Below are 26,544 nucleotides of genomic sequence, written 5' to 3'. Positions count from 1 at the left end.
GCTCTGTTGTTTCAGGTAGTGAACGCATGATCGAGATCAAGACCCGTGGCCAGCTGGAGGCGATGCGCGCCTCCGGCCTGGTCGTGGCGCGCGCGCTCAAGAACGTGGTCGACGCGGTGAAGCCCGGGGTCTCCACGTGGGACCTCGACGAGATCGCCGAGCAGACCATCCGCGACGCCGGCGCCATCCCGTCGTTCAAGGGCTACCACGGCTTCCCGGCGAGCATCTGCGCGTCGGTGAACGACCAGATCGTCCACGGCATCCCCAGCAAGAAGCAGGTGCTGGCCGAGGGCGACCTGATCTCCATCGACTGCGGTGCGATCCTCGACGACTGGCACGGCGACTCGGCGGTCACCGTCGGCGTCGGCGAGCTGTCGCCTGCCGACCACAAGCTGTCGGAGGCCACCAGGCTGTCGATGCTCGCGGGCATCGAGGCCGCGGTGCCCGGTGGGCGGCTCACGGACATCTCGTTCGCCATCGAGTCCTCGGCCATCTCCTCGGGCGAGCGCGACGGCATCGAGTACGGCATCGTCGCGGACTACGGCGGCCACGGCATCGGCTCCAAGATGCACATGGACCCGTTCCTGCCGAACTTCGGCAAGCCCGGCAAGGGCCCGCGGCTCAAGGTCGGCATGGCCATCGCGATCGAGCCGATGCTGACGCTCGGCACCGACGACTCCCAGGAGCTCGAGGACGGCTGGACCGTCATCACGCTCGACGGCACGCGTGCCGCCCACTGGGAGCACAGCGTCGCGATCACCGAGGACGGCCCCTGGGTGCTCACCGCCCCCGAAGAGTGACCTGAAAGCTCGGACACGACCCCGTTCACCGCGTGCGGTGAGCGGGGTCGTTCGTTTGTCAGGGTCGACGCCGTGAGACGCATCACGGCGCTGCACGACACCGTGGTCCGCGAGCGGGAGGCGCGATCGGGCTCACGGAGCGCGGTCTCGGCATCGGGCGGGCGACCTGGCGCTCAACGACGCAGCTCAGCGGCTGATGGAGGGGTGCACGCGCCCCCGTCGGCAGGCCTGACCGGACCCGATTTGGGTTGCCGGAGCGAGGTGCGTACACTGGTCAGGTGGCGCATCCGTCGCGCCGGTTCTGTCATGCCCTTGCAGGTGAGATCGAACCCGGCTGGCGCGCGTCCAAAGGTTATTACCACCGTCACGAAACGCGGAGGACATGGGCAAGAAGGACGGGGCCATTGAGGTCGAGGGCCGCGTAGTCGAGCCGCTACCCAACGCGATGTTCCGCGTCGAGTTGGAGAACGGTCACAAGGTGCTCGCACACATCAGCGGCAAGATGCGACAGCACTACATCCGCATCCTCCCTGAGGACCGGGTTGTCGTGGAGCTCTCGCCCTACGACCTGTCCCGCGGGCGCATCGTCTACCGCTACAAGTGACCTCCAATAGCAGGAGATCTCAGGCGTGAAGGTCCAGCCGAGCGTCAAGAAGATCTGCGACAAGTGCAAGGTGATCCGCCGTCACGGCCGGGTCATGGTGATCTGCGAGAACCTGCGCCACAAGCAGCGCCAGGGCTGAGCAGCTCCACCACGCGCTCGTCGAGATCATCGATGACGCAGTAACGAGAAACTCCTCGCACCTGCCGCACGCAGGGCTTCAAGCGTGCGGACACCCCCGGATTCCAGGCCGGGGCCGGGACACCGGCTGTGAGAGCAGCCGGACACGACACACAGCGAGTCAGTCACCGGAATTGGGCGAGGAGCAGACCTGGAAGTAATCGACAGGAGTTAACCGCCACATGGCACGACTCGCTGGCGTCGACCTCCCCCGCGAGAAGCGGATGGAGATCGCGCTCACCTACATCTTCGGCATTGGTCGTACGCGCTCCAAGGAGCTGCTCGCCGCCACGCAGATCTCCCCTGACCTCCGGGTCAAGGACCTGTCTGACGACGACCTCGCCAAGCTGCGGGACCACATCGAGACGAACTACAAGGTCGAGGGTGACCTTCGCCGTGAGGTCGCGGCCGACATCCGTCGCAAGATGGAGATCGGTTGCTACGAGGGTCTTCGGCACCGTCGCGGCCTGCCCGTTCGCGGACAGCGCACCAAGACGAACGCCCGTACCCGCAAGGGTCCGAAGAAGACCGTGGCCGGCAAGAAGAAGGCCGGCAAGAAGTAAGACCTCGCGTCTACTGCCCTCAACTTAGGAGCTCGTTTTGCCACCGAAGTCCCGCCAGGGCGCCGGGGTCAAGAAGATCCGGCGCAAGGAAAAGAAGAACGTCTCGCACGGCCAGGCGCACATCAAGAGCACGTTCAACAACACCATCGTGTCCATCACGGACCCGATGGGCAACGTGATCAGCTGGGCGTCCGCCGGCCACGTGGGTTTCAAGGGCTCGCGCAAGTCCACGCCGTTCGCGGCGCAGATGGCTGCCGAGAACGCCGCCCGCAAGGCCGCCGAGCACGGCATGCGCAAGGTGGACGTGTTCGTCAAGGGTCCCGGCTCCGGCCGTGAGACCGCGATCCGTTCGCTGCAGGCCGCCGGTCTCGAGGTCGGCACCATCCAGGACGTGACCCCGCAGCCCCACAACGGCTGCCGCCCGCCCAAGCGGCGCCGGGTCTGAGGCACGGGGAGGAGTAAGAACTAATGGCTCGTTACACGGGACCCGCGACGCGTATCTCGCGCCGCCTGAAGGTCGACCTCGTTGGTGGGGACCAGGCGTTCGAGCGCCGTCCGTACCCGCCCGGCCAGCACGGCCGCGGCCGGGTGAAGGAGTCCGAGTACCTGCTGCAGCTCCAGGAGAAGCAGAAGGCTCGGTACACCTACGGCGTGCTCGAGAAGCAGTTCGTCCGCTACTACAAGGAAGCGGTTCGTCGCCCGGGCAAGACCGGTGAGAACCTGCTCCAGATCCTCGAGGCCCGCCTCGACAACGTGGTGTACCGCGCGGGCCTCGCCCGCACGCGTCGCCAGGCTCGCCAGCTGGTCAGCCACGGGCACTTTCTGGTCAACGGCCACAAGGTGAACATCCCGAGCTACCAGGTGTCGAAGTTCGACATCATCGACGTGAAGCCGAAGTCCATGCCGACGCTGCCCTTCGAGGCTGCTCGCGCGTCCTTCGGTGACCGCCCGATCCCGGCTTGGCTGCAGGTCGTTCCGTCGAACCTGCGCATCCTCGTGCACCAGCTGCCCGAGCGCGCGCAGATCGACACGCCTGTCACCGAGCAGCTCATCGTCGAGCTCTACTCGAAGTGATCCTCTCCGAGCGTCAGTCCTTCGTGGACTGACGCTCGGGTCGGGTCCCGCATCGGCGCGAAGGGTGTGCCGAGTGCGTTTGCCGGTCCTCGCGGCTGGCTGTTGTTGACGGCGTCAAATAGCGGGCGTCGTTGGTGGAAGGAAGAACCCAGTGCTGATTTCCCAGCGCCCCTCGCTCGGCGAGGAAGCGGTCTCCGAGACCCGTTCCCGGTTCGTCATCGAACCGCTGGAGCCGGGCTTCGGTTACACGCTCGGCAACTCGATCCGCCGCACGCTGCTCTCGTCGATCCCCGGTGCTGCTGTCACGAGCATCCGCATCGACGGCGTGCTGCACGAGTTCACCACGGTTCCCGGGGTGAAGGAGGACGTCACCGACGTCATCCTGAACCTGAAGGAGCTCGTTGTCTCGTCCGAGGAGGACGAGCCGGTGACCATGTACCTGCGCAAGCAGGGCCCCGGTGTGGTGACCGCGGGCGACATCGTGCCTCCGGCCGGTGTCACCGTGCACAACCCCGACCTGCACATCGCGACCCTGAACGGCAAGGGGAAGCTGGAGATCGAGCTCGTCGTCGAGCGCGGTCGCGGCTACGTCCCGGCTGTCCAGAACAAGCAGGCGGGCGCCGAGATCGGCCGCATCCCCGTCGACTCGATCTACTCGCCGGTTCTCAAGGTGACGTACAAGGTCGAGGCCACTCGTGTCGAGCAGCGTACGGACTTCGACAAGCTGATCCTCGACGTGGAGACCAAGCCCTCGATCACTCCGAGGGACGCGGTTGCCTCCGCGGGTAAGACCCTGGTTGAGCTGTTCGGCCTCGCTCGCGAGCTGAACATCGACGCCGAGGGCATCGAGATCGGCCCGTCGCCGGCCGAAGCCGACACCATCGCCGCGTTCGCGATGCCGATTGAGGACCTGGACCTGACGGTCCGGTCTTACAACTGCTTGAAGCGGGAAGGCATCCACACCGTCGGCGAGCTCGTGTCGCGCAGCGAGGCGGACCTGCTGGACATCCGCAACTTCGGTGCGAAGTCGATCGACGAGGTCAAGATGAAGCTCGTCGGCCTCGGCCTCGCGCTGAAGGACTCGCCTCCTGGGTTCGACCCGTCCGCGGCTGCGTCGGACTACCACCCCGGTGACACGGGCTGGGGTGCCGGTGCCGGCCTGGACCCGCACGACGACGGCCAGGACTACGCGGAGACCGAGCAGCTCTGACGCTCTGATTCAGAGCTAGAGGATCTCTTTCAGTTACAGGAGTAAGCGATGCCCACCCCTACCAAGGGCCCCCGGCTCGGTGGGTCTCCGGCGCACGAGCGGCTGCTGCTCGCCAACCTGGCGACGGCGCTGTTCCAGCACGGCCGGATCAAGACCACTGAGGCGAAGGCGAAGCGGCTGCGTCCGTACGCCGAGAAGCTCATCAGCAAGGCCAAGGTCGGCGACCTGCACAACCGCCGCGAGATCATGAAGACGATCCGCGACAAGGACGTTGTGCACAAGCTGATCGCCGAGATCGGTCCGTTCTTCAGCGACCGTTCCGGTGGCTACACCCGCATCACCAAGACGCTGGCGCGCAAGGGCGACAACGCCCCCATGGCCATCATCGAGCTGGTGCAGCAGAAGCTCGTCTCCACCGAGGCCGAGGCTGCGCGCAAGACCAAGTTCGCCAAGGACGAGAAGCCGGCAGCGGCCGAGGTCGTCGACCAGGACGCCGAGGCGCCCGAGTCCGCGACCATCGACGCCGCCGACGAGCCCGCTGAGGGCGCTGTCGAGGTCGACGGCGAGCCGTCGGCCGAGGACGTCAAGGCGGAAGAGGCTGCTGAGAAGGACAAGTCCTGAGCAGTAGGTCTGCTGACGAGCCCGTCGTTCCCGCTTCTGGGGACGGCGGGCTCGTTCGTGTGCGCCTGGACCTCGGCTACGACGGAACCGAGTTCTCCGGCTGGGCTCGGCAGCCGTCCCGCCGGACCGTCTGCGGCGTTCTCGAGGACACCATGTCGATGGTGCTGCGTGAGGACGTCGTGCTGACGGTGGCCGGGCGGACGGATGCCGGCGTGCACGCGTCCGGGCAGGTCGCTCACGTTGATCTGCCGTCCACTGTGGATGTTGCCGGGCTGCCGCGGCGGTTGGCTCGTGTGTTGCCGGCTGATGTGCGGGTTTTTTCTGCTCGGGTGGTGCCTGGGGCGTTTGACGCTCGGTTCTCCGCGTTGCGGCGGCACTACGAGTACCGGGTCACGGATGCTGCTTTTGGGGCGGATCCGTTGCGGCGGTTGGACACTCTTGCCTGGCCACGTGCTTTGGACGTTTCGGCCATGAACGCTGCTGCCTCGTTGTTGTTGGGGGAGCACGATTTTTGTGCGTTCTGCAAGCGGCGGGACGGGGCTACGACCATCCGGGAGTTGCAGCGGCTGGAGCTGGTGCGTGGCGCTTCGGATGGTGTGATCACGGCGTTTGTGTCGGCTGATGCGTTTTGCCACTCGATGGTTCGGTCGTTGGTTGGGGCGTTGTTGGCTGTTGGGGAGGGGCGGAAGGGCCTGGAGTGGCCGGGGTCGCTTCTGTCGCTTCATGCCCGTTCCAGTGGGGTTACCGTGGCGCCGGCGCATGGGTTGAGTCTTGTGCGGGTGGACTTTCCTGGGGATGACGAGTTGGCGGCTCGGGCTGAGGTGACTCGGCGGGTTCGGACGTTGTCCTGACGCGTCTGGTTCGTTGCCGTCCCCCTGGTGCGTTGGCGGCTGCCGGTTTCGTGTTCGTAGATGGTCTTGTTGCGTGCGGGTGCGCCTGTTGCGTTCTGGGAGCTCCGCCCCAGGCCCCGCCAATCTGATCAAAGACCGGCCAGCGCCGCGGGCGGGTTGATGGCACGCCTGTTGCGTTGGGCGGCTGCGCGTTGTGTAGGGCGTGCGGTTCGGGTGGGTTGGTCCCGTCCCAAGTCGAGCCAGAGCGAGTCACCCCTCAGGCGCGACAAGAGCTGTGGCACGACTCGTGACGGGACCAACCGACCGGAACCCCACGCTAAGAGCTTGCTCGGCTTCGCCTCCGCGTCGCCTCGCCTCCGGCATCGGGCTTGAGGTCGCCTTGGCCTCGTCCGATCGACTGCTCTGCACTGTCAGACCCTCTCTGTACGTTGGGTCGCGGGGGACTCCAAATCCAGGGGGACGCCTGCACGAGCCTGCCTTCCTGGAAAGGGAGGAGCCCCCGGCGGGGGGACCGGGGGCTCCTGGGGGTGAAGCGGTGTTGGCTAGATGTCCAGGGTCCACGAGTTGATGAAGCCCGTGTCCTGGCGGTAGAGGTCGCGGACCCGCAGTTGCCAGGTGCCGTTGGCGTCCTCAGTGGACACGTTGACGTTGTAGGTCGCGTTGATGTCGTCGGCGCTGTCGTTGCCGCTCGAGACCTTCAGCATCTTCACCGCGCCCGAGGGGGCGATCAGAGCCAGTTCCAGGTCGCCTCGGTAGCTGTGCTTGATGGCCACCTGGACGGTGCCCGTGGCGCTGGCCTTGCCGTTGCAGTCGGCGACGGTGATCGACGAGGTGACCGATGAGGCGTCCGGGATGGCCGTGTCGGTGTCGTTCGTGACTGCGGGGCACTGGCCGGGCGGGTTGCCGGGGGCCGTGCCGGTGATCTGCAGGAGCTTGTTCGGGGAGCCTGCCCCCGGGTTGGTGACCACGTCGGAGCTGGCGTTTTCCACCAGGGCGTCGCGGACCTGTTGGGGCGTTGCCGTCGGGGACGAGCCGAGGTACACCGCTGCCGCGCCCACCACGTGCGGGGTGGCCATTGAGGTGCCGCTGATGGTGTTGGTGGCGTTGTCGTCGGTCAGCCAGGCGCTCGTGATGTCGCGGCCCGGGGCGAAGATGTCGAGGCAGGTGCCCAGGTTCGAGAAGGACGAGCGGGCGTCGGTTCGGTCTGTCGAGCCGACGGTGATGGCTTCCGCGGTTCGGGCCGGGGAGGTGTTGCAGGCGTTGCCGCCGTTGTCGTTGCCTGCGGCCAGGCCGTAGGTCACGCCTGCGGCGATGGAGCGCTTCACGGCTGCGTCCACGGTGTCGTTGGCGCCGCCGCCGAGAGACATGTTGGCCACTGCCGGCTTGTTGGCCGGGTTGTTGGTCACCTCGGTGGTGACCCAGTCGATGCCGGCGATGACGCCCGCGAAGGTGCCGGAGCCTGAGCAGTTCAGGACTCGGACGGCTACCAGTTTCACGTCCTTGGCCACGCCGTACTTGGTGCCGCCGACGGTGCCCGCGACGTGGGTTCCGTGGCCGTTGCAGTCGGTGGCATCGTTGTCGTTGTCCACGGTGTCGCGGCCGGAGACGGCGCGGCCGCCGAAGTCGCTGTGGGACAGGCGGATGCCGGTGTCGATGATGTAGGCCGTCACGCCCGCGCCGCGGTTCGGGTAGGTGTAGCTGTTGTCCAGCGGGAGCGTGCGCTGGTCGATTCGGTCGAGGCCCCAGGACGGGGTCGGGGTCTGCGTGTCCGAGAGGTGGACCTCGCCGTCCTGCTCCACGTAGGCGACTGACGGGTCGGCTGCCAGGCGCTTGGCCTGGGCCTCGGACATCTGCGCGGAGAAACCGCGCAAAGCGGACTTGTAGGAGTGTTTCACCTTCGCGCCGTACTTGGCGCTGAGGTTCTCCGCGCTGGTCGTGCTGAAGTCCTTCAGGACGACGATGTAGCTGTCCTTGACCGCGTTGGACGCACCGAGGTTGCGAATCTCCCCCTCGGGCGCAGCGGTGGCGGAGACGGACGTCAGCGCGAGCGCGGTGCCCGCCACCAGTCCGATTCCAGCCGCTCGTCTGAGCCACGATTCACCCATAGCAGCGTGCTCCCTCGTCGCAGGAGTAGTACAGGTGAGAGTTTTCTTAGTGGCGTAGACGGATTTCGCACAAGAAGGTCCACGGAATTGCCATCGAATGGCGAATCAACAGATTTGGTCGTCCTGTGAATTAGTTGGTTCCGCTGATCTATGGACAAAACAATTGCGCCCCGAACGGTTCACCGTTCGGGGCGCAATTCGTCGAGCCTCTCAATCGCCGCGGCGGACGGCTCCCAGGATCTGCTGCTCGGCCGGGGTGGTGTACAGGCGCAGGTGCGCCCACATGTCCTGGCCCATCGCGATGACCTGGTCGTCCTTCAGCTGGGTCAGCTGCTGGAACATCTGCGGGCGCAGGCGCCACATCTGGCCGGCGAGTTGCGCCTGGCCCATCGGGAGGCGTTGCAGCAGCACGAGGTCCGCGTTGTTCGCCGTTGACGACGCCTGCGGGTGCAGGTACGGCAGCACGTACATCGTGGTCTGCCACGGGGCGCGGGGCGGGAACAGCTCCTGCGGGACGTGGCCGCCGTCGTGGATCACCAGCAGCGGCATGTCCTCCGTCGGGCGCGGCAGGTCCGCCGGGGACAGGCGGCGCAGCTGCACCAGCTGGGACGGGCGGCCGTCCGGGCCCTGGCCCGCGGCGCGCACGACCGGCTGCCAGGCCTGGGGGCGGCCCGTCGCGATGATGATCCACGCGCCCGTTGCCATGGCCCGCAACGCGATCTGGCGGGCCAGGTACAGGCCGCCGACGACCACCATGCGGGTCGGGGTGGGGCGCAGGACGGACACGGTGAGCGGTTCGCCCTTGGTGCCCTGGCCGAGCATCATGCCGCCGCGGTCGCCGCTCGGGCTGACCACGTCGAGCATGCTCGGCGACACCAGGAACTCCGGCGCCACGCCGTCGCGGCCGCGCGAGTCCAGCAGACGGGACGAGCTGCTCATGCCACACCTCCCAGCGGCAGCGTCGCGGCCAGGCCGGCGAGCTGCATGCCCCGCAACGGGGTCAGCGTGATGTCGAGCTTGTCGCCCAGCTTCGACAACTGGTCCTCCGCGCGGTCCAGCTCGCTCGGCGTGCGGGCGCTCACACGCACCAGGCCGCGCAGCGAGACCTGACCGTCCTCACGGGACGGTGAGATCGACATCGCGAGCGTCGAGGACAGCGCGCGCACGCCGGTCAGCGCGTTCAGGTTGCCCTTGAGGCCCTTCGACGGCCAGCCGGTGATCGCGTAGCTCGCGTGACCGACGCCACCCGCGGTGACGCCCGACCACTTCTCCCGCAGCGACACGGGGTTCGTGTTGCCGACGGCCGCGGTGAGCTCGGCGGACGAGATCGCCGCGCGAAGCAGTTCGTCCGAGTCGAGCGGGCGGATCGTCACGCCCGCGGACTCCAAGGCGTTGCGGACGCGGGACAACGCGCCGATCAACGCGCGGTGCGCGCCCACCACGCCGCCGCCGCGCTCCCTGATCGCCTCACCGCAGCGGCGCGGGTCGAGCCGCACCGTGATCCACGTGGTGCGCCGGGCCGCGGCGGGCATCGAGCCGAGCACTTCCATGTACGAGCTGACGGCCGGTGAGTTCGGTGGAAGCGCCGCGCTGCCGGGGTAGCAGTGCCAGATCACGGTGATCGCGTCCAGCACGACACCGCGGTCCTCGAGGCACGGTGCCAGCGCGCCGAGCGGCAGCGACGGTGCCGAACCGACAGCGGAGATCAGCGGCGGGGTCGGGTCGACCAGCAGCACCGCGGTCCACACGCCGTCGTGCCAGGACAGCGCGAGCGGGCGGCGTTCGTGGTCGACGCCCTTCGCGATCACCAGGTCCGGGATCGCGAGGCGCAGCAGCGCGACGCGCGGGTCCTCCGGGCCGAGCACCTGCATCTCGTCGTCACCGGGCTTGGACTCCTGCGGGTCCACGCGCTTCGCGGTGCGGCTGTGCGACCGGAAGTTGTAGCGGAGCCGGACGCCGATCCACTGGGTCAGCCAACGACCACGCGATCGGGTGAAAGCCAGGATCAGTGCGATGAAGAGCACACCGCCGGCGATCGACACCGAGACGACGTTCAGCGCGCCGGCGCTGTTCTTCAGGCCCATGAGGGTGAGCACGAGGAGGGCGATGGCGAGACCGACCTCGATCGTGACTACGTTCGAGACGGGCAACGAGCCGAGGCTGGCGCCGGAAGCTCTGCGGCGGACACGCCCGACCGGACGCGGCGGCGCAGGTGCCTGCTGGCCAGGACCCCCAGGTCCCTGCGGCCGTGCCATCCCTGGGTTGGGCCGGGGCGGATGTGGAGTGGTCACGGACATCCGTTGTGGTCTCTTTCCCCTCGATGGTCGGTGGGCTTGGCGAACCGGCCCACGGAGCAACCTGCGTCCGGCTATCCTGCCGAACCGTACCGCGACTGGGAGAGCAGCGAGCCGAGAATGGCATCAACACCCACCACCAAGTCACAGGTCCAGGCCTACCGATTCGTCCTGCAGCGGATGCAGTCCGCGCTTGTCCGCAGAGACGCGGTGATGCTGCACGACCCGATGCGCAACCACTCGCGCGCGACAGCGGTGGGCGTGGTCCTCGGTGTCGTCGGCCTCCTGGGCTTCCTCGTGTACGGGGTTTTCAAGCCTGCGCCGCGACTGGACGACCAGACGCAGATCGCCATCAGCAAGGAGACCGGCCAGGTCTACGTGGTCGACGCCTCACCGAAGCGCCTGATCCCGATGACGAACCTGGCGTCGGCCCGGCTGCTCTGGTACTCGCGCAACAACCCCGACCAGCAGGCCGGTGGCGGCGACGCACCGGGCGGCACCGCGAACGGTGCGCAGCAGCAGGCCGCGGGCGGTGAACCGAAGCTCGTGAGCGAGTCGGCGCTGGCGAGCCTGCCGCGGGGCAGGCTGACCGGTCTGCCGGACGCGCCGGACGTGCTGCCGAAGCCGGACCTGCGCATCGACGCGCAGTGGTCCGTCTGCGACACGCTCGACCTGGACGAGTTCCGCGAGAACCAGGCGATCGAGAACCAGATCAAGACCTCCGTGATCGCGGGTGTGAGTGGTGGCAACCCCGAGCTCGGTGACGAGGCGGTGCTGGTCCAGCAGCGCACGGGCGCGAAGAAGGCGTACCTGATCTACAAGAAGCCCGGCTCGCTGCGCGACATCTCGTCGTCGACGGTCCGCGCCGAGGTGGACCTCAAGGACGACAAGGTGATGAACGCCCTGAAGCTGAAGGGCAAGCAGCCGCGCGCGATCAGCACGGCGATGCTGAACGCGATTCCCGAGGTCGCGCCGTTGATCGCACCTGTCATCTCCGACCAGGGCAAGAAGGCGGCCTACGTCACCGAGACGAACGTGAACATCGGTGAGGTCGTCGAGGTGAACCTGACCGGCACGGCGACGTACATGGTGGCGCTCAAGGACGGCTTCCAGGAGGTCGACCAGACGGTCGGCGACCTGCTGCGCTACGCCTACTCGAACAACAAGAAGCCGACCCCGCTCTCGCCGTCCGCGATCGCGGACCACAAGGACCCGAAAGACCCGCTGAAGCTCGACTCCTACCCGGCGAAGATCCCCACCACGCTCGAGGCGAACGCCAACAACACCGTGGTGTGCCTGGGCTGGAAGGCCGAGAACTACACCGAGCAGACCAAGGCCGAGCACACCTCGGTCACGATCGGCTCGAAGTTGCCCGGCCCCAAGGAGATGACGCCGGTCGAGCTCAACGCGCCGGGTGCGGCGGGCGAGATCATCGACCAGTTCCTGATGCTGCCGGGCAAGGCCGCGGTCGTGCGGGCGAGCCAGGGCAAGGGCGACTTCGGGACCGGTCCGGTGCAGATCGTCACGGGACGTGGCGTGCGCTACGGCATCCCGGACGCGGGCACCGCGACGGCGCTGGGGCTCGACGGGACGTTCCCGCCGGCACCGAACCAGATCCTGAGCCTGCTGCCGATGGGACCGCAGCTCAACAAGAACGAGGCGAACCGCAGCTACGACTCGATTCCCGCGCCGAAGGGCACGATCAAGGATCCGCAGTCCACGCAGAAGTAGCGGAACCGGTCCGGGTGCATCACCGTCGAATGAACGAAAGCACCCGGAAGTGTCGTGAGGGGACAGTCGTGGCCGGTCGCATCAGTGTCGATCCCGAGTGGTTGGAGAAGTACGCCGACCGCATCGACGGCACTACCGACGATCTGAGGCGGGTGCGGGACGCCATGAAGGTGTCCCCGCTGCGCCCGCAGTCGTTCGGCGAGATCGGCAGAACCGTCGGCACCGCCCGGGGTTACGCGCGTGCGGCCGAGCTGCTCAACTCGCAGCTCGCCCGCGCGTGCGACACGCTCGACGCCGCGGCGAAGGGCCTGCACGCCGTCGCGAAGCAGTACGGGCACCAGGACGACGAGAGCCTGCACCTCGTCAAGAAGGCCGACCGGAGGTAGGGCTGTGGTGGCCAAGGACGGCAGGCAGATCGCGGCCGAGGTCGGTCCCGAGCTCGACTACCTCTCGCAGGTGAGCCGGAAGCTCGGTGTCGTGGACCTCGTGCACGACTTCTTCGACCCGCTGGTGGGCGACTGGAACGACCTGCGCGAGGAAGCCGAGCGCTGGCGCAAGGCGGCGAAGGTGACCGAGGCGGTCACCAAGCACGTCGCGGCACCCCTCGGCGGCGTCGACGCGCGGTGGGAGGGCAAGGACGCCGACGCGTTCCTCGACCACATGCGCAAGGTGGGCCTCGCGGGCGGCGACATGTCCGACGCGATGAACGCGATGGCGGACGCGCTGGAGGAGACCGCGGACGGCGTGCGCGACATCGTGCAGGACATGGCGCACGTGCTGGCCGACGTCGCCGACTCGGTGTCCGGCACGGCGGCGTTGCCCCTGGAGGGCGACCAGCGCGCGGTCAAGCACATCGAGGACCTCAAGGACCCCGTGCGGGAGCTGCACGAGTCCGCGCGGCAGGTGATGGAGGCGTTCCTCAAGCTGTGCGACGGCGTCTCGGGCGAGGCCGAGGGCTTCGGCGCCGTGCGGATGGAGCACAAGTACCCCGAGAAGGACTGGACCTACACCGCGCCCGCCAAGCCGGAGACGAAGCTGCCGGAACCGCCCAAGGCGTCCGCCACGGCCGCCGCGGGCACGGGCGGCGTCGCGTCGCACGGCGGTGGCGTTGGTGGTGGCTCCGGTGGCGTCGGTGGCGTCGGGTCGGTCGGTGCCCCGGCCGCCGCGGCGCCGCAGCCGATGCAGTTCGGAGGCTCCACGGGCATCTCTGAGCAGCCTCCGCCCTCGCAGCAGGGTTCCGGGGCCGCCGCGGCCGCTGCGGGCGCTGGTGGCCGTCCTGGAGGCCCTGGCGGTGGCATGGCGGGTGGCATGCCGATGATGGGCGGGATGCCGATGGGCGGCACCGGCGGTCAGCAGGGCGGCGACAAGGAGCACAAGCCGAGGCAGCGGCTCTCCGGGTCGATCGACGACCTGCTCGGCAAGCCGAAGAAGGCGGCGCCGAAGACGATCGGTGACGACGACTGAGAAGTCTTTCGCTGACAACGAGAAGGGCCCCGCCGGATTCACCGGCGGGGCCCTTCCCGTTTCACGCGACTACGCGGACTTGCCGCGCTTGCGGTTCAGCGAGTTGCGGGTGAACAGCGTCAGCATCAGCAGCACGCCACCGACACCGATCCCGCCCAGCGCCACGATGATCGGCGGCCAGTCGAGGCCCTGCGGCGGGGTGACGGCCGTGTTCATCGCCTTGGGTTCCGGCTTCTGGAAACCGGAGGCCTCCGCGGGCAGCACGGCGGTCAGCGCGGCGACCGGGTTGATCATGCCGAAGCCGACCTTGTTGTCCTTTCCGGACACGTTGCCGGGGTGCAGGGCGGTGGCCTTCAGACGGTCCATCACCTGGCGCGCCTTGAGATCCGGGAACCGCTCGCGCACCAGCGCGGTGATGCCGGCGACGTAGGGCGAGGCGAAGCTGGTGCCCTTGATGTCGGTGGTGCCCTGCGCGGTGACGTTCGCGTTCGTCAGGCCGGTGCCCTTGGGGTCGACGGAGATGATCTCCTCGCCCGGCGCGGCGATGCTGACCCACGGACCCCAGACGCTGAACGACGAGACCGAACCGTTCCTGGCGATCGATCCCACCGACAGCACGTCGTTCGCGAACCACGCCGGGGACGAGATCGAGTTCACGTTGTTCGGGTCGAGGTTGTTGTTCTGGTTGGCGCAGCCGGTGCCCTGGTCGCTGAGGTTGCCGGCCGCGGTGACGATCACCACGTCCTTGACGTCCACCGCGTACTTGATGGCGGCCTGCAGCTTCTGGTCGTCCTGGCTGAAACCCTTGGGGGGACCGCAGTTCGTCAACGAGATGTTGACGACCTTGGCGCCCTGGTTCGCCGCACGGACGATCGCCTGCGCGAGGGTGCCGACCTTGCCCGCGGAGCTGCGCTTCTCGTTGTTCGCGTCGCCGGCGAACTCGTAGCGGTCGCTGGTCTGGCGGATCGCGAGGATCTCCGCTTCCGGTGCGGCGCCGACGAAGTCGCCCTCGGTCTTGGCGGCCGCGGCGACACCCGCGACCTCGGTGCCGTGGCCGTCGCAGTCGTCGGTGCCGTTCTTGCCGCCGGAGTTGTCGACGTACTCACCGGCGCCCTTGACCCTGCCCCCGAAGCGCGGGTTGCGCGGGTCGACACCGGTGTCGATGATCGCGATCTTGACGCCCTTGCCCGTGGCGAACCGGTGCGCCTGCTCCAGGTTCAGGTACACCTGGCCCCAGGGCTTGTACTCGATGAGCTCGCTCTTGGTGTCGGACTCGACGCACCCCTTGTTGGTGCGCTTGTACGGCACGTCCGGCACGCCCTTGTCCTCCGGCGGCTGGGTGCCGGGCGGCAGGTCCGGCGGCACCGAGTTCGCCTTCGCCGTCGCCGGTGCGGACGAGGAGGGCTGGGCGGAGGCCTGGGGAAGCGCTCCCGTGAGCAGAAGCAGTCCGGCGGTCGCGGCCGCCGTGGTGCGCCTGATGCCGGACCTCATAGCGTGACCAGACCTCGGAACACCGAGTACAGGTCCATCACGGCGAGAGCCAGCGGCACGACCGACGCGATGAGGATCGCCTCGATGATGTCGACGGTGCGGCGCAACGGCGGCGAGAACTTCTGGCCGGGGAACACGACACCGAGCACGAGTGCGCCCGCGCCGAGGACCAGCAGCGTGCCGAACACGAAGACGATGCGGTTGAACTCGGAGGCGTCGACCAGCCAGCCGAGCAGGATGCCGGCGCTGGCGAGCATGCCGGTCGACAGCAGCGCCACGGCCTGCGCGCCGTTCGCGTACGCACGGCCGCGCATCATCAGCACGATCGCGACGACCACGCCGTAGATCGGGCCCCAGATCGTGTCGGAGGACGCGGCGACGATCGCGGCCAGCGCGGCCACGACACCCGTTCCGATGATCATGCCGGTCAGGTACTCGTGCGCGACGGCGGTGCGGCGTTCGATCACCGCGTACTCCGGGAAGCCGGTGTCCTCCTTGAGGTCCTCGGCGTTCGTGGGCACGACGGGCGGCGGGATCTTGGCCAGCTGGAGCGTCAGCCTGGGCAGCATCGACAGCGCGGCGAGCGCGACCGCACCGGTCGCGGCGGCCACACCGGCGAGCGGGTGCTCGACGAACGTCGCGACGAGGAACGCCAGTGCGACGATCGTGCCGCTGGTCGCTGCGGCGATGAAGACCGTGATGCCCTGGCCGATCAGCAGGATGCCGCCCCACGCGAAGATCATCATCAACGCCGAGGCGAGCAGCATCTTCGGGTTGAAGCCGACACCGGGCACCGCGTGGAAGCCGGCGACGAACGCCATCGGCAGCGCACCGCACGCGGCGATGAGCACGCCCGTCGACACCGCCTTGTACGCCCGCGCGATGGTCGCGCCCGTGGCCAGTGCGGCGATCGCGGCCACACCACCGGCGATCGCGGCGGCGAGCCCGCTGCCGGAATCGCCCTGCATCAACGGGCCGGACAGGAAGAGCGCCACCGCGGCGGCGATCAGCGCGAGAGCACCGGCGATGTGGCCGAACTTCTGCGCCGTCTCCTTGGTCCACGGCCGGAACGAGTCCGGGTCCGACTCCGCGATCGCGTCGACGACGTCGTCGTACAGCGGCGGCGGCGGGTTCTCGTTGCGGCGCCGCAACTGCAGCAGCTCACCGTCGACGACGCCGAGCGACGCGAGCGTGCGCGCCGGGTCGAGCGGGCTGTCGCCGAGCTTGGCGAGGCACCAGCCACCGTGCCGCACGCCACCGTCCGGAGTGGCCTCTCTCGCCATGTCCAGCAGCATCGGCAGGAGATCGGCCACCGCCACGTCGGCAGGTAGCGCGACGTCGATACGCGTTCGAGGCGCCACCACCGTGACACGGCTGAACACCGTCGTACCGGTCGCCACCAGGGCCCCCTAAGTCAGATCAGCACTTGTGAATCAACGGCCCGACCCTATTGGTCCACTCGGACGCTCGCCGGGCGGCCCTAGTATGGCCGCACCGACGCCTTCTGCACGTGCGGTTCGCAGAACACGTTCGACTGGGTTTTTTCCCGACCCACCTTCGTGACGCGCGCTGATGCGCAATAGTGTCGGTTGCTACTGGTGGCGTAACGAGAGTCGAAGAGGTGCCTGTCAGTTGAGCACGCTGCAGTTCAAGCGAACGGCACGCCTTGCTGCTCCCCGGCCTCCCGGCGGTGAGGTCCACCTCGAGCCGCCACCCGAGGTCCCCCGGATCATCCCCGGCAACATCATGATGAAGGCGATGCCCGTCGTGATGATCATCGCTTCCGTGGGCATGATGGCGATGATGTTCGTGTACTCGAACAGGCAGCCCGCCGCGATGATCATGCCGGGCATGATGATGATCTCGACCATCGGCATGATGGCGAGCGGCATGGGCACTGGCAAGGGCCAGAAGAAAGCCGAGATGAACGAGGACCGCAAGGACTATCTGCGGTACCTCGGCCAGATGCGCGACCGCGCCCGCGAAGCCGCCGACGAGCAGCGCGCCGAACGCGAGTGGGTGCACCCGGACCCGCAGATGCTGTGGTCGCTCGCCACCACCCGCCGCATGTGGGAACGCCGCCAGAACGACCCCGACTTCTGCCACCTGCGCGCGGGACGGGGCTCGCAGCGCCTCGCCACCCGCCTGGTGCCGCCGCAGACCGGACCGGTCGAGGAGCTCGAGCCGATCGCGACGCTGGCGCTGCGCCGGTTCGTGCGCGCCCACTCGCTCGTGCCCGACCTGCCGATCTCCATCGCACTGCGCGGTTTCGCCGCCGTCGGCCTGCTCGGTGACCTGGAGGACCGCCGCGACCTCGCGCGCGCCCTCCTCGCCCAGCTCGTCACCTTCCACGCCCCGGACGACCTGCTGATCGCGGTCGTCAGCGCGGGCCGCACCAAGCAGTTGTGGGAGTGGGTGAAGTGGCTGCCGCACGCGCAGCACCCCACCGACATCGACGGCATCGGCCAGCGCCGCATGATGGCGAACTCGCTCGCCGAGATCGAGGCGATGCTGGACGAGAACCTGCGCGACCGGCAGCGGTTCACCCGCAACGCCCCGCCGCCGCCCGACCAGCCGCACATCGTGATCGTCATCGACGACGGCGACATCAGCCGCGAAGAGATGATCATCCTCGAGGAGGGTCTGGTCGGCGTCACGCTGCTGGACCTGTCCGAGTGCCTGGGCAACCTGACCGCTCGCCGGGGCTTGCGTCTCGTCGTCGAGAACAACCAGCTCGGCGCCCGTTCCGCGAGCGGTGTCGAGTGGTTCGGCGCGCCGGACCGGCTGTCCGTCGTGGAGGCGGAGGCGCTCGCCCGCAGGCTCTCGCCGTACCGCATGGGCGCCGCCGGTGAGGCCGGTGGCGACAGCGGCGAGGACCCGTTGGCGATGAGCAACAACCCGCCGCTGCTCGAGTTCATGGGCATCCCCGGCGACCCGATCACGTTCGACGTGCAGCAGGCGTGGCGGCCCCGGCCCAAGCGCGACCGCTACCGCATCCCGTTCGGCATCGGCGAGCACGGCCAGGCGGTCGAGCTCGACATCAAGGAAGCGGCAGAGGACGGCATGGGCCCGCACGGCCTGTGCATCGGCGCGACCGGTTCCGGCAAGTCGGAGTTCCTCCGCACGCTGGTGCTCGGTCTGCTGGCCTCGCACTCGTCGACGGCGCTCAACATGATCCTCGTCGACTTCAAGGGTGGTGCGACGTTCCTCGGTCTGGACAAGGCACCGCACGTCGCCGCGACGATCACCAACCTGGCCGGCGACCTCACCCTGGTCGACCGCATGAAGGACGCCATCGCCGGTGAGGTGTCGCGCCGCCAGGAGGTCCTGGCGAAGGGCAACTACAAGAACGTCTGGGACTACGAGAAGGCCCGTGAGAACGGCGCCCAGCTCGACCCGTTGCCCGCGCTGTTCATCTGCATCGACGAGTTCTCCGAGATGCTGACGGCGAAGCCGGACTTCATCGACATCTTCCTCCAGATCGGTCGTGTCGGCCGGTCGCTGCAGATGCACATGCTCCTCGCGTCGCAGCGACTGGAAGAGGGCAAGCTGCGCGGTCTGGACACGTTCCTCTCGTACCGGATCGGTCTGAAGACGTTCAACGCGGCGGAGTCCCGCGCGGCGATCGGTGTGCCGGACGCCTACGAGCTGCCGCCGATCCCGGGCTCTGGCTACCTCAGCGTGCAGGGCATGCCGCTGACCAGGTTCAAGGCACTCTACGTCTCGGGCACCTACCGGCCGTCGGGCATGCAGTCCGCCGGTGAGTCGGTGGCGGTCCGCAGCGACAAGCGCCCGCGGTTCTTCGTGCCGGACTTCATCGAGATCCCGAAGGAGCCGGAGCGGCCGATCGAGCCGGTCAAGGTCGAGGCCGCGCCGGTCAAGGAAGACGCGAACGAGCCGACCCAGCTCGAGCTCATCGTCGAGCGGCTCGTCGGCCAGGGCCCGCCCGCGCACGAGGTGTGGCTGCCGCCGCTCAACGAGCCGCCGACGATGGACACGATGCTGCCGCCGCTCGACGTGACGCCGGACCGCGGTCTCACGTCACCGGGCTACCCGGCGAACGGCACGCTGCAGATCCCGGTCGGCGTGGTCGACAAGCCGTTCGAGCAGCGCCGCGACCTGCTGTGGGCCGACTTCTCGGGTGCCGCCGGTCACGGCGCGGTCGTCGGTGGTCCGCAGTCGGGCAAGTCGATGCTGCTCAGGACGATGATCGCGTCGATGGCGTTGACGCACACCCCGCAGGAGGCGCAGTTCTACTGCATCGACCTCGGTGGTGGCACGCTCGCCGCGATGGAGGACCTGCCGCACGTCGGTGGCTTCGCCGGTCGTCTCGACGTCGACAAGGTCCGCCGCATGGTGGCCGAGCTCCAGACCCTGATCACCGAGCGCGAACTGCGGTGGCGCGACCAGCGCATCGACTCGATGACGGAGTTCCGCAACCGCAAGCGCCGCGGTGAGATCAAGGACGACGACTTCGGTGACGCGTTCCTGATCGTGGACGGCTGGATGAACTTCCGCCAGGAGTTCGAGATGGTCGAGCCGCAGGTCCAGGCGCTGGCGGCGCAGGGTCTGTCCTACGGCGTGCACGTGGTCGTCGCCGCCAACCGGTGGGCGGAGATCCGGCCCGCGATGAAGGACCTCCTCGGCACCCGGTTCGAGCTGCGTCTCGGTGACCCGAGCGAGTCCGAGATCGACCGCAAGGTCGCGGTCAACGTGCCGCCCGGCCGCCCCGGCCGCGGTCTGACCGGTGACAAGCTGCACTTCCTCACCGGCCTGCCGCGCATCGACACCTCGCAGGACCCGACCACGGTCTCCGCGGGCGTGCAGGACCTCAGCGCCAAGCTCAACCAGACGTGGCAGGGCCCGCGGGCTCCGCAGGTCCGGATGCTGCCCGACCTGCTCGACCACGCGCAGTTCATGGCGCAGGTCCAGCAGATCAACCCCAACCGCGGACACCTCGTCGCGGTCGGTGTCAACGAGGACGAGCTCGCGCCGGTCTACCTGGACTTCGACGCGGACCCGCACTTCCTGGCACTCGCCGACGGTGAGTCGGGCAAGACGAACATCCTGCGCACGATCGTTCGCGGCATCATGCAGAGCTACACCTCGTCCGAGGCGTTGATCCTGCTCGCGGACTACCGCCGCACGATGCTGGGCTTCATCGACACCGACCACCTGCTCAGCTACGCGGTGTCGGGCACGCAGTTCACGCAGAACGTCCAGGAGGTGCGCGGCTCGCTCGCCAAGCGCATGCCCGGTCCTGACGTCACGCAGGAACAGCTCAAGAACCGGTCCTGGTGGACGGGGCCCGAGGTGTTCATCGTCGTCGACGACTACGACCTGGTGGCCCCGCAGGGCGGCGCGAACCCGATGCAGCCCCTGGCCGAGTTCATCCCGCAGGCGAAGGACGTCGGTCTGCACATCGTCGTCGTCCGCCGCATGGGTGGTGCGTCCCGCGCGATGTACGACCCGATCATCGGCAAGCTGAAGGAGATCGCGGCGCCGATCTTCGTCGGTTCCGGTTCGAAGGAGGAGGGCAACATCGTCGGCAACCTGAAGCCGTCGCCGCAGCCTCCCGGCCGGGGCACGCTGGTGACCCGCAAGCACGGTCAGCAGCGCATGCAGTTCGCCTGGATCCCGCCCGACTAAGCCGTTCGAGAAGTAACGCGGGGGCCTTTCGTTTCCTTCCGGGGAACGCGAGGCCCCCGCGTTCCCGTTTCCGGGCGACAAAAATGGGCCCGCAGCCGAAGCCGCGGGCCCAAACCGAACAGCAGGGGACTGTCCGGTTCCCCCATGACCGGGTTCCTTCTCCGACCGACCCACTGGGGAGGGGCGACCGGGACGGAGGCCGACGATCGTGACACCCCCCAAGAACTCGTTGTCACTCTCGTCGTCCGGCTGATCACTACTTTGCCGGGTCGCGCTCACACTTCGGTCACACCGCGTCCACGCCCCTACACTCGGCGCTCGGTCACACCGGGGAGAGGGGCGACGTGCGAGTCGAGTACCGCGTGCTGGGGCCGCTCGAGGTCCTGCTCGACGGAGTTCCGGTCAACGTCCCGGCCGGCCGGTGCCGCGTGTTGCTCGCCACACTTCTGTTGCGCGCCAACGAGCCTGTCTCGACTGGCGAGATCGTCGAACGGCTGTGGGACGGAACGCCGCCCAGCGCCGATCGCGCGGGCAAGACGCTGCACATGATCGTGACCCGGTTGCGGCGGGCGCTCGGTGAGGCGAGCTGCGTGCACACTCGTCCCGGTGGTTACGCGGCCGTCGTCGAACCCGGCCAGCTGGACCTGCTGCGGTTCCGCGCTCACGTCGCGGCCGGCGAGCACACCGAGGCGACGGCGTTGTGGCGCGGGCCGGTGCTCGCGAACGTCTCGTCGGAGTCGTTGCACCGCGACTTCGTGCCCGCGCTGACCGAGGAACGGCTGGACGCGCTGGAACGGCGGATCGACACCGACCTGGCCCGGGGTGTCGCCGCGGAGCTCGTCCCCGAACTGAGGGCGCTCACCACCCAGCACCCCCTGCGGGAGGTGTTCTGGGCGCAGTTGATGCTCGCCCTGCACCGCAGCGGTCAGCAGGCCGACGCGCTGGCCGCCCACCAGGAGGTCGTGGCGGTCCTCGCCGACCAGCTCGGTGTCCCGCCGGGTTCACGGGTGCGGGAGGCGCAGCAGCAGGTGCTGGCGGGAGACGTGCCCGCCACGCCGCCGTTGCCGCAGCCGCACCACGTGCCGAGGCAGCTGCCGACCGCGTTGCCGCACTTCGTGGGCAGGGAACCGGAACTCGACAGGCTCGACGCCGTGCTCGCCTCCGGCCGGTTGGTCGCGGTGATCAGCGGCAGCGGTGGCATCGGCAAGACGTCGCTCGCGGTGCAGTGGTCGCACCGGGTCGCGAACCGGTTCCCGGACGGTCAGCTCTACAGCGACCTGCGCGGGTTCGACCCGACCGGTGCGCCGGTGAACCCGATCAGCACGGCCCGCGACTTCATGCTGGCCCTCGGCGTGCCCGCGGACGAGATCCCGGTCGGCACCGAGGACATGCTGAGCAGCTACCGCTCCCTGTTGTCCCGGCGGCGAGTGCTCGTGCTGCTCGACAACGTCCGTGACGTGGCGCAGGTGCGGCCGCTGCTGCCCGGCGGGTCGCACAGCCTGGCCGTGATCACGTCCCGCAACCGTTTGCGCGGGCTGGCCGCCCAGCACCGCGTGTTCCCGCTGGACGTGCTGGATCCGGACGAGTCGATGGTGTTGTTCGGCGGCAGGGTGGGCGCCGAACGGATCGCGGCGGAACCGCAGGCGGCCACCCGGCTGGTGGAGCTGTGCGCGGGCCTGCCGCTGGCGCTGGCGGTGGTGGCGGCACGGGCGACGCTCGACCAGCACCCGTTGGGCATGCTCGTGGAGGAGCTCGAACACGCCGCGCTGGACGCGTTGGACACCGACGACCCGTTGACGAGCGTGCGGGCGGTGTTCTCGTGGACGTTCAGCTGCCTGAGCCCGGCGGCGGCACGCCTGTTCGTCCTGCTCGGCCTGCACCCCGGCCCCGACGTGACCGAGCCCGCCGCGACGAGTCTGCTGGCGGCCCCCTCGGCCGAGGCGCTGGACGAACTGGTCCGCTACAGCCTGATCGCGTGCCAGAGGGACCGCTACCGGCTGCACGACCTGATGCGTTCGTACGCGGCGGAGGAGGCGGCTCAACGGTTGTCGTCCGCTGAGCGAACGGCCGCCCAACAACGGTTCTTCGACCACCTCATGCACTCCGCGCTGGCCGCGACCGCCAAGTCCGACCCCTTGCGCCAGCCCATCACCACACCGGATCCCGCTCCCGGCGCGGTCGTGCTGACGTTCGAGGCGAGCACCGACGCCGACCGCTGGTACGCGGAGGAACGCGCGGTGTTCGGCCCCGCGGTGGCCGCCGCGGGCGAGGCGGGCTTCGACGGTCACGTGTGGCGCACCGTGTGGGCGATCCGCCACTTCCTGCTCGCCACCGGCCGCTGGCGCGAGGGCGAACGGCTGCAACGCCTGGCCGTCGCGGCCGCGCAACGGGCAGGCGACCTCGAAGGCGAGTGCCGCGCCCGCCGCGGCCTGGTGTCCTGCCTCGTACCGGAGCGGGAGTTCGACGAGGCCGAGCACCAGCTCCGCGCGGCCGTCGCGCTGGACGAACGCCTCGGCGACCTCATCGGGCTGTCCAACGACCTGCGCGGCCTCGCCTACCTGCTCGGCAGGCAGGGCAGGTACGCCGACGCCCTCGACCCGCTGCTGCGCGCCTCGGACGTGGCGTTGCGCAGCGGCGACCGCATCGAGCTGGCGAGCGTCTCGGCCTCGCTGGCGTTCGTGCACCACGAGCTCGGCGACCACCTCGAAGCGGCACGCCGGGCCGAGCAGGCCCGCGACATGTACCTGGACCTGGTGCCGGACGAGCGGGACACCGTGGTCGCCTCGAACCGCGACACCCTCGGCAGCATCTACCGCGCACTGGGCCGCTACGAGGAGGCGGAGGCGAACTACCTCAGATCCGTCGAGCTGCAGGCAACGTTGTCGTACCGCCACTACCAGGCCGACACCCTCGTCCGGCTGGCCGACATGAAACGGGAGCTGGGCGCGGCCGACGCGGCTCGCGGCTACTACCTCTCGGCGCTCGCGGTGTACGACGACCTCGGGTTCGCCAAGGCGGACGACGTGCGCGAGCTGCTGTCCCTCGTGGAGAGGCCGGTCCCGCCACAGTGAAGAGGGAGGTAACTGCGGCTGGACCGACCGGCTACAGATTCCCTGAGCGCGCTCACACTTCGGTCACGCGCCGGGGGAAGGGGGAGGGGTGACCGCCGAGTACCGGGTCCTCGGGCCGCTGGAGGTGCTGCTCGACGGTGCCGTCGTGCCGGTGCCCGCCGGGCGGTGCCGGGTGTTGCTGGCCATGTTGTTGTTGCGCCCCAACAAGTTCGTGTCCGTCGACGACCTGGTCGAACGGGTGTGGGACGGTTCGCCGGTTGACGCTGCCCGAGCCAAGAGGTCGCTGCACATGGTGGTGCGGCGGCTGAGGGTCGCGCTCGGGGACGCCGACTGCGTGCGGACGTTGGCCGGTGGCTACCAGGCGTCGGTGGAGCCGGAGCAGCTCGACCTGCTGCGGTTCCGCTCGCTGGTGCGGTCGGGCGATTTCGGTGGTGCGGTGGCGTTGTGGCGCGGGCCCGTGCTGGGGGACGTCTCGTCGGACGTGTTGCACCGGCAGGACGTCCCGCTGGTGACGGAGGAGTGGCTCGGGGCGCTGGAACGGCGGATCGACGCGGACCTCGCGTCCGGCAGAGGCCCGGAACTGGTCGCCGAGCTGCGTGCGCTGACGAAGCGGCACCCGTTCCGGGAGCCGTTGTGGGCCAGGCTGATGCTCGCGCTGGCCGAGTCCGGGCAACAGGCGGAGGCGCTGGCCGCGTACCAGCAGATCCGCACCCTGCTCGTGCGGGAGCTGGGAATCGATCCCGGCGAAGAGCTGCGGGCGGTGCACCAGCAGGTGCTCTCGGGCTCGGCGAGGGCGCGCGGACCGGTGCCCCAGCTGCTGCCGACGGCCATGCCGCGCTTCGTCGGACGTTCGGCCCAGCTGCGTGAGCTGACCGGTCTGGTGAGCGGTCGTGGGCCGGTGGTCGCCACGATCACGGGCACGGCAGGAGTCGGCAAGACCATGTTGGCCGTGCACTGGGCGCACGGCGTGGCCGGCCGCTTCCCCGGCGGGCAACTGCACGTGAACCTGCGCGGCTTCGACCGGCATCGCGAGCCGATGACACCGGGCGAGGTGCTCAGCCGGTTCCTCGAAGCGCTCGGCGTGACCGCGGAGCGCATCCCTGCCGACGTCGAGGAGCAGGGCGCGATGTACCGCGAGCTCGTGGCGGACCGCCGGATGCTGGTGGTGCTGGACAACGCCCGCGACGCCGACCACGTCCGTCCGCTGCTGCCGGGCGCCTCACCGTCGATGGTCCTGATCACCAGCCGTGACCGTCTGGAGGGTCTGGGCGCGCGACAGCTCGTACTCGACGTGCTCCACCGCGACGAGGCTCGTGCGCTGCTGGTCAGCAGGCTCGGTGAGGCACGGGTCGACGCCGCCGCCGACGAGCTCGTCGCCTGGTGCGGTGGATTGCCGCTGGCGCTCGCGATCGTGGCGGCGCGTGCTGCCGAGACGCCTGACCTCCCGTTGTCGGCGCTGGTCGCGGAGCTGGCGGACGAACGCACGCGCCTCGACTCGCTGGACACCGGTGACGCCGCGACCAGTGTCCGGACGGTCTTCCAGTGGTCGTACCAGCAGCTCAGTCCGGCGGCCGCGCGGACGTTCAGGCTGATCGGCGTCCATCCAGGACCGGACGTCGGCGTGCCGGCGTTGACGAGCCTCGTGGGTGCACCGGCGGAAGAGGACGTGCGGGAGCTGGTCCGGGCCAACCTGCTGGTCGAGCACGTGCCTGGCAGGTTCACGTGCCACGACCTGTTGCGGGTGTACGCGGCCGATCGCGCGGCGGCGGACGAGACGGCCGAGTCGCGTGCCGAAGCCGAGGTGCGGATGTTCGACCACTACGTTCACACGCTCGCCTGGATCGACCGCGAGTACAACTGGGGCGAACGGCGCTTCGACGGCTTTCCCGATCCGCGGGTGAGTTCGGAGACGTTCCCGGACCAGGCGGCCTCCGTCGCCTGGTTCGACGCGGAACGCGCTGTGCTCCGCGCTCTGGTCGCACTGGCTGATCAGCGCGGCCTGGACGGCTACACCTGGCAGTTGCCCTGGTTCGGCGCGCCCTACATAGATCGGTTCGCCATCTGGCGCGACTGGATCGCGCAGCTGGGACGTGGTTCGCACGCGGCCGCCCGTGCAGGTGAGCGGCGTGTGGCTGCGAAGCTCCTGTTCCTGCAGGCCCTCGGGTACGCGAGGCTCGCTCAGTACGAGCGGAGCATGGAGCTGTTCGAGAGCAGCAGGCGGGCTTTCGAAGAGCTGGGCGTCATCGCGGAGCAGGTCCGCGCGCAGAGCGGCGTCGCTTGGGTGCTCGGGTTGCTGGAACGGCCGCGTGAGGCGTTGGAAGTCGCGCGGAACGCGTTGGAGCTCCAGCGCAGCGACCCCGCCGCTGATCCCGACCGGATCGCTCTGGCGTTGCATCAGGTCGCGAACGCACTGCTGGAAGCCGGTGAGCCCGCCGAGGCGCTTGACCACCTCGCCGAGTGGGAAGCGATCAACCGGGCGCTTGAGGTGAGCCCGATATCTCTGGGAGTGACAGCGGTGACTCGGTCCAAGGCACTGCTCGCGCTGGGCAAGACGACCGGCGTGGTTGAGACTCTGCACAATGCGCTCGGCTGGTTCGAGCAGATGGGAGGCGGGGAGGATCGGGCCGCCGCGCAGGACGTGCTCGGCGACGCGCACCGCAGCCTTGGAGATCTCACCGAAGCGCGGCGCTGGTGGACCAAGGCGCTGGAGTTCTTCGAGCTCCACCAGCATCCGGACGCCGACAAGGTGCGGGCCAAGCTCGCCGCCCTGCCCGGCAACTGAAGAACGGTGCTGGTGGCCCCCCAGGAGCTTCGCCACCAGCACCGCTGAGAAGAACTC

20 protein-coding genes are annotated in these 26,544 nt (G+C 68.9%); 15 read left to right on the top strand and 5 right to left on the bottom strand.

Translation table 11 applies throughout. The features are described from left to right. The first annotated feature begins 26 nt into the window (after positions 1-26). From map to truA, 9 genes are all read left to right on the top strand, one after another. Entirely contained in the window at positions 27-800 is a 774-nt protein-coding gene (gene map, locus ACFOWZ_RS11105; protein ID WP_030472039.1) for a type I methionyl aminopeptidase, read from the top strand. Positions 801-1,182: 382 nt separating this feature from the next. Further along, positions 1,183-1,404, top strand: a complete 222-nt coding sequence (gene infA / locus ACFOWZ_RS11100) for a translation initiation factor IF-1 (protein ID WP_005166804.1) — start codon at positions 1,183-1,185, stop codon at positions 1,402-1,404. Between the two features lie 25 nt (positions 1,405-1,429). Then, a complete protein-coding gene (gene rpmJ, locus ACFOWZ_RS11095) occupies positions 1,430-1,543 on the top strand; it encodes a 50S ribosomal protein L36 (RefSeq protein WP_010148647.1) in 114 nt (37 codons plus the stop codon). A gap of 220 nt (positions 1,544-1,763) precedes the next feature. Then, complete coding sequence (gene rpsM / locus ACFOWZ_RS11090; RefSeq protein ID WP_030472037.1) at positions 1,764-2,144, top strand: 30S ribosomal protein S13; 381 nt, start codon at positions 1,764-1,766, stop codon at positions 2,142-2,144. Between the two features lie 37 nt (positions 2,145-2,181). After that, positions 2,182-2,589 (top strand): 30S ribosomal protein S11, encoded by a 408-nt coding sequence (gene rpsK / locus ACFOWZ_RS11085; protein ID WP_030472036.1) that lies wholly within the window; start codon positions 2,182-2,184, stop codon positions 2,587-2,589. Positions 2,590-2,612: 23 nt separating this feature from the next. After that, positions 2,613-3,218, top strand: coding sequence for a 30S ribosomal protein S4 (gene rpsD / locus ACFOWZ_RS11080; protein ID WP_030472035.1), 606 nt, complete (start codon positions 2,613-2,615; stop codon positions 3,216-3,218). A 151-nt stretch (positions 3,219-3,369) separates the two neighbouring features. Beyond that, positions 3,370-4,428 (top strand): DNA-directed RNA polymerase subunit alpha, encoded by a 1,059-nt coding sequence (locus ACFOWZ_RS11075; RefSeq protein WP_030472034.1) that lies wholly within the window; start codon positions 3,370-3,372, stop codon positions 4,426-4,428. Positions 4,429-4,476: 48 nt separating this feature from the next. Continuing rightward, positions 4,477-5,049 carry a 50S ribosomal protein L17 gene (rplQ, locus tag ACFOWZ_RS11070; protein ID WP_030472033.1) on the top strand — a complete coding sequence of 191 codons (573 nt, stop codon included), beginning with the start codon at positions 4,477-4,479 and terminating at the stop codon, positions 5,047-5,049. 59 nt (positions 5,050-5,108) lie between these two features. Continuing rightward, positions 5,109-5,900, top strand: a complete 792-nt coding sequence (gene truA, locus ACFOWZ_RS11065; RefSeq protein ID WP_382371724.1) for a tRNA pseudouridine(38-40) synthase TruA — start codon at positions 5,109-5,111, stop codon at positions 5,898-5,900. Between the two features lie 542 nt (positions 5,901-6,442). On the opposite strand, the gene ACFOWZ_RS11060 is transcribed toward truA, so the two are convergent. The 3 genes from ACFOWZ_RS11060 to eccE all read right to left on the bottom strand — a co-directional run bounded on the left by ACFOWZ_RS11060 (position 6,443) and on the right by eccE (position 10,260). Then, positions 6,443-8,005, bottom strand: coding sequence for a S8 family peptidase (locus tag ACFOWZ_RS11060; protein ID WP_382371722.1), 1,563 nt, complete (start codon positions 8,003-8,005; stop codon positions 6,443-6,445). 210 nt (positions 8,006-8,215) lie between these two features. Then, positions 8,216-8,944 carry a hypothetical protein gene (locus tag ACFOWZ_RS11055; RefSeq protein ID WP_030472030.1) on the bottom strand — a complete coding sequence of 243 codons (729 nt, stop codon included), beginning with the start codon at positions 8,942-8,944 and terminating at the stop codon, positions 8,216-8,218. Next, the gene (gene eccE / locus ACFOWZ_RS11050; RefSeq protein ID WP_382371721.1) at positions 8,941-10,260 is read right to left on the bottom strand and encodes a type VII secretion protein EccE; all 1,320 of its coding nucleotides are present in this window, start codon (positions 10,258-10,260) and stop codon (positions 8,941-8,943) included. Before eccE ends, ACFOWZ_RS11055 begins: the two co-directional genes overlap by 4 nt. Positions 10,261-10,419: 159 nt before the next feature. Between eccE and eccB the strand changes: the two genes are divergently transcribed. The 3 genes from eccB (at position 10,420) to ACFOWZ_RS11035 (ending at position 13,494) form a co-directional block, all read left to right on the top strand. Continuing rightward, on the top strand, positions 10,420-12,030 hold the full coding sequence (eccB, locus tag ACFOWZ_RS11045) for a type VII secretion protein EccB (RefSeq protein ID WP_382371719.1): 1,611 nt from the start codon (positions 10,420-10,422) through the stop codon (positions 12,028-12,030). 68 nt (positions 12,031-12,098) lie between these two features. Further along, positions 12,099-12,416, top strand: coding sequence for a type VII secretion target (locus ACFOWZ_RS11040; RefSeq protein WP_382371717.1), 318 nt, complete (start codon positions 12,099-12,101; stop codon positions 12,414-12,416). 4 nt (positions 12,417-12,420) lie between these two features. Next, a complete protein-coding gene (locus ACFOWZ_RS11035) occupies positions 12,421-13,494 on the top strand; it encodes a WXG100 family type VII secretion target (protein WP_382371715.1) in 1,074 nt (357 codons plus the stop codon). A gap of 69 nt (positions 13,495-13,563) precedes the next feature. Here the strand turns inward: ACFOWZ_RS11035 and mycP are convergent, their stop codons facing one another. Both mycP and eccD read right to left on the bottom strand, forming a co-directional pair. After that, on the bottom strand, positions 13,564-14,985 hold the full coding sequence (mycP, locus tag ACFOWZ_RS11030) for a type VII secretion-associated serine protease mycosin (RefSeq protein ID WP_382371713.1): 1,422 nt from the start codon (positions 14,983-14,985) through the stop codon (positions 13,564-13,566). Next, positions 14,982-16,385, bottom strand: coding sequence for a type VII secretion integral membrane protein EccD (eccD, locus tag ACFOWZ_RS11025; RefSeq protein WP_382371711.1), 1,404 nt, complete (start codon positions 16,383-16,385; stop codon positions 14,982-14,984). Before eccD ends, mycP begins: the two co-directional genes overlap by 4 nt. A 232-nt stretch (positions 16,386-16,617) precedes the next feature. On the opposite strand from eccD, the gene eccCa reads away from it, so the two are divergent. The 3 genes from eccCa to ACFOWZ_RS11010 all read left to right on the top strand — a co-directional run bounded on the left by eccCa (position 16,618) and on the right by ACFOWZ_RS11010 (position 26,487). Continuing rightward, the gene (gene eccCa / locus ACFOWZ_RS11020; protein WP_382371709.1) at positions 16,618-20,634 is read left to right on the top strand and encodes a type VII secretion protein EccCa; all 4,017 of its coding nucleotides are present in this window, start codon (positions 16,618-16,620) and stop codon (positions 20,632-20,634) included. A 344-nt stretch (positions 20,635-20,978) separates the two neighbouring features. Further along, on the top strand, positions 20,979-23,705 hold the full coding sequence (locus tag ACFOWZ_RS11015) for an AfsR/SARP family transcriptional regulator (protein WP_382371707.1): 2,727 nt from the start codon (positions 20,979-20,981) through the stop codon (positions 23,703-23,705). Between the two features lie 88 nt (positions 23,706-23,793). Further along, positions 23,794-26,487: an AfsR/SARP family transcriptional regulator gene (locus ACFOWZ_RS11010; RefSeq protein ID WP_382371705.1), complete on the top strand. Its 2,694-nt coding sequence runs from the start codon at positions 23,794-23,796 to the stop codon at positions 26,485-26,487. Positions 26,488-26,544: the final 57 nt, after the last annotated feature.

It is taken from the genome of Lentzea rhizosphaerae (assembly GCF_042649515.1).
GTDB lineage: Bacteria > Actinomycetota > Actinomycetes > Mycobacteriales > Pseudonocardiaceae > Lentzea > Lentzea aerocolonigenes.
The sequence above is the reverse complement of the archived record's forward strand: the minus strand, read 5'-3'. Positions and strand labels throughout refer to the sequence as shown.

What these genes read in the sequence shown, in the direction of transcription:
- mycP (WP_382371713.1), bottom strand. Translation starts at nt 14,985, where the DNA reads ATGAGGTCCGGCATCAGGCGCACCACGGCGGCCGCGACCGCCGGACTG.
- rpsD (WP_030472035.1), top strand. Translation starts at nt 2,613, where the DNA reads ATGGCTCGTTACACGGGACCCGCGACGCGTATCTCGCGCCGCCTGAAG.
- ACFOWZ_RS11060 (WP_382371722.1), bottom strand. Translation starts at nt 8,005, where the DNA reads ATGGGTGAATCGTGGCTCAGACGAGCGGCTGGAATCGGACTGGTGGCG.
- rplQ (WP_030472033.1), top strand. Translation starts at nt 4,477, where the DNA reads ATGCCCACCCCTACCAAGGGCCCCCGGCTCGGTGGGTCTCCGGCGCAC.
- ACFOWZ_RS11055 (WP_030472030.1), bottom strand. Translation starts at nt 8,944, where the DNA reads ATGAGCAGCTCGTCCCGTCTGCTGGACTCGCGCGGCCGCGACGGCGTG.
- eccE (WP_382371721.1), bottom strand. Translation starts at nt 10,260, where the DNA reads ATGGCACGGCCGCAGGGACCTGGGGGTCCTGGCCAGCAGGCACCTGCG.
- map (WP_030472039.1), top strand. Translation starts at nt 27, where the DNA reads ATGATCGAGATCAAGACCCGTGGCCAGCTGGAGGCGATGCGCGCCTCC.
- infA (WP_005166804.1), top strand. Translation starts at nt 1,183, where the DNA reads ATGGGCAAGAAGGACGGGGCCATTGAGGTCGAGGGCCGCGTAGTCGAG.
- eccB (WP_382371719.1), top strand. Translation starts at nt 10,420, where the DNA reads ATGGCATCAACACCCACCACCAAGTCACAGGTCCAGGCCTACCGATTC.
- rpsM (WP_030472037.1), top strand. Translation starts at nt 1,764, where the DNA reads ATGGCACGACTCGCTGGCGTCGACCTCCCCCGCGAGAAGCGGATGGAG.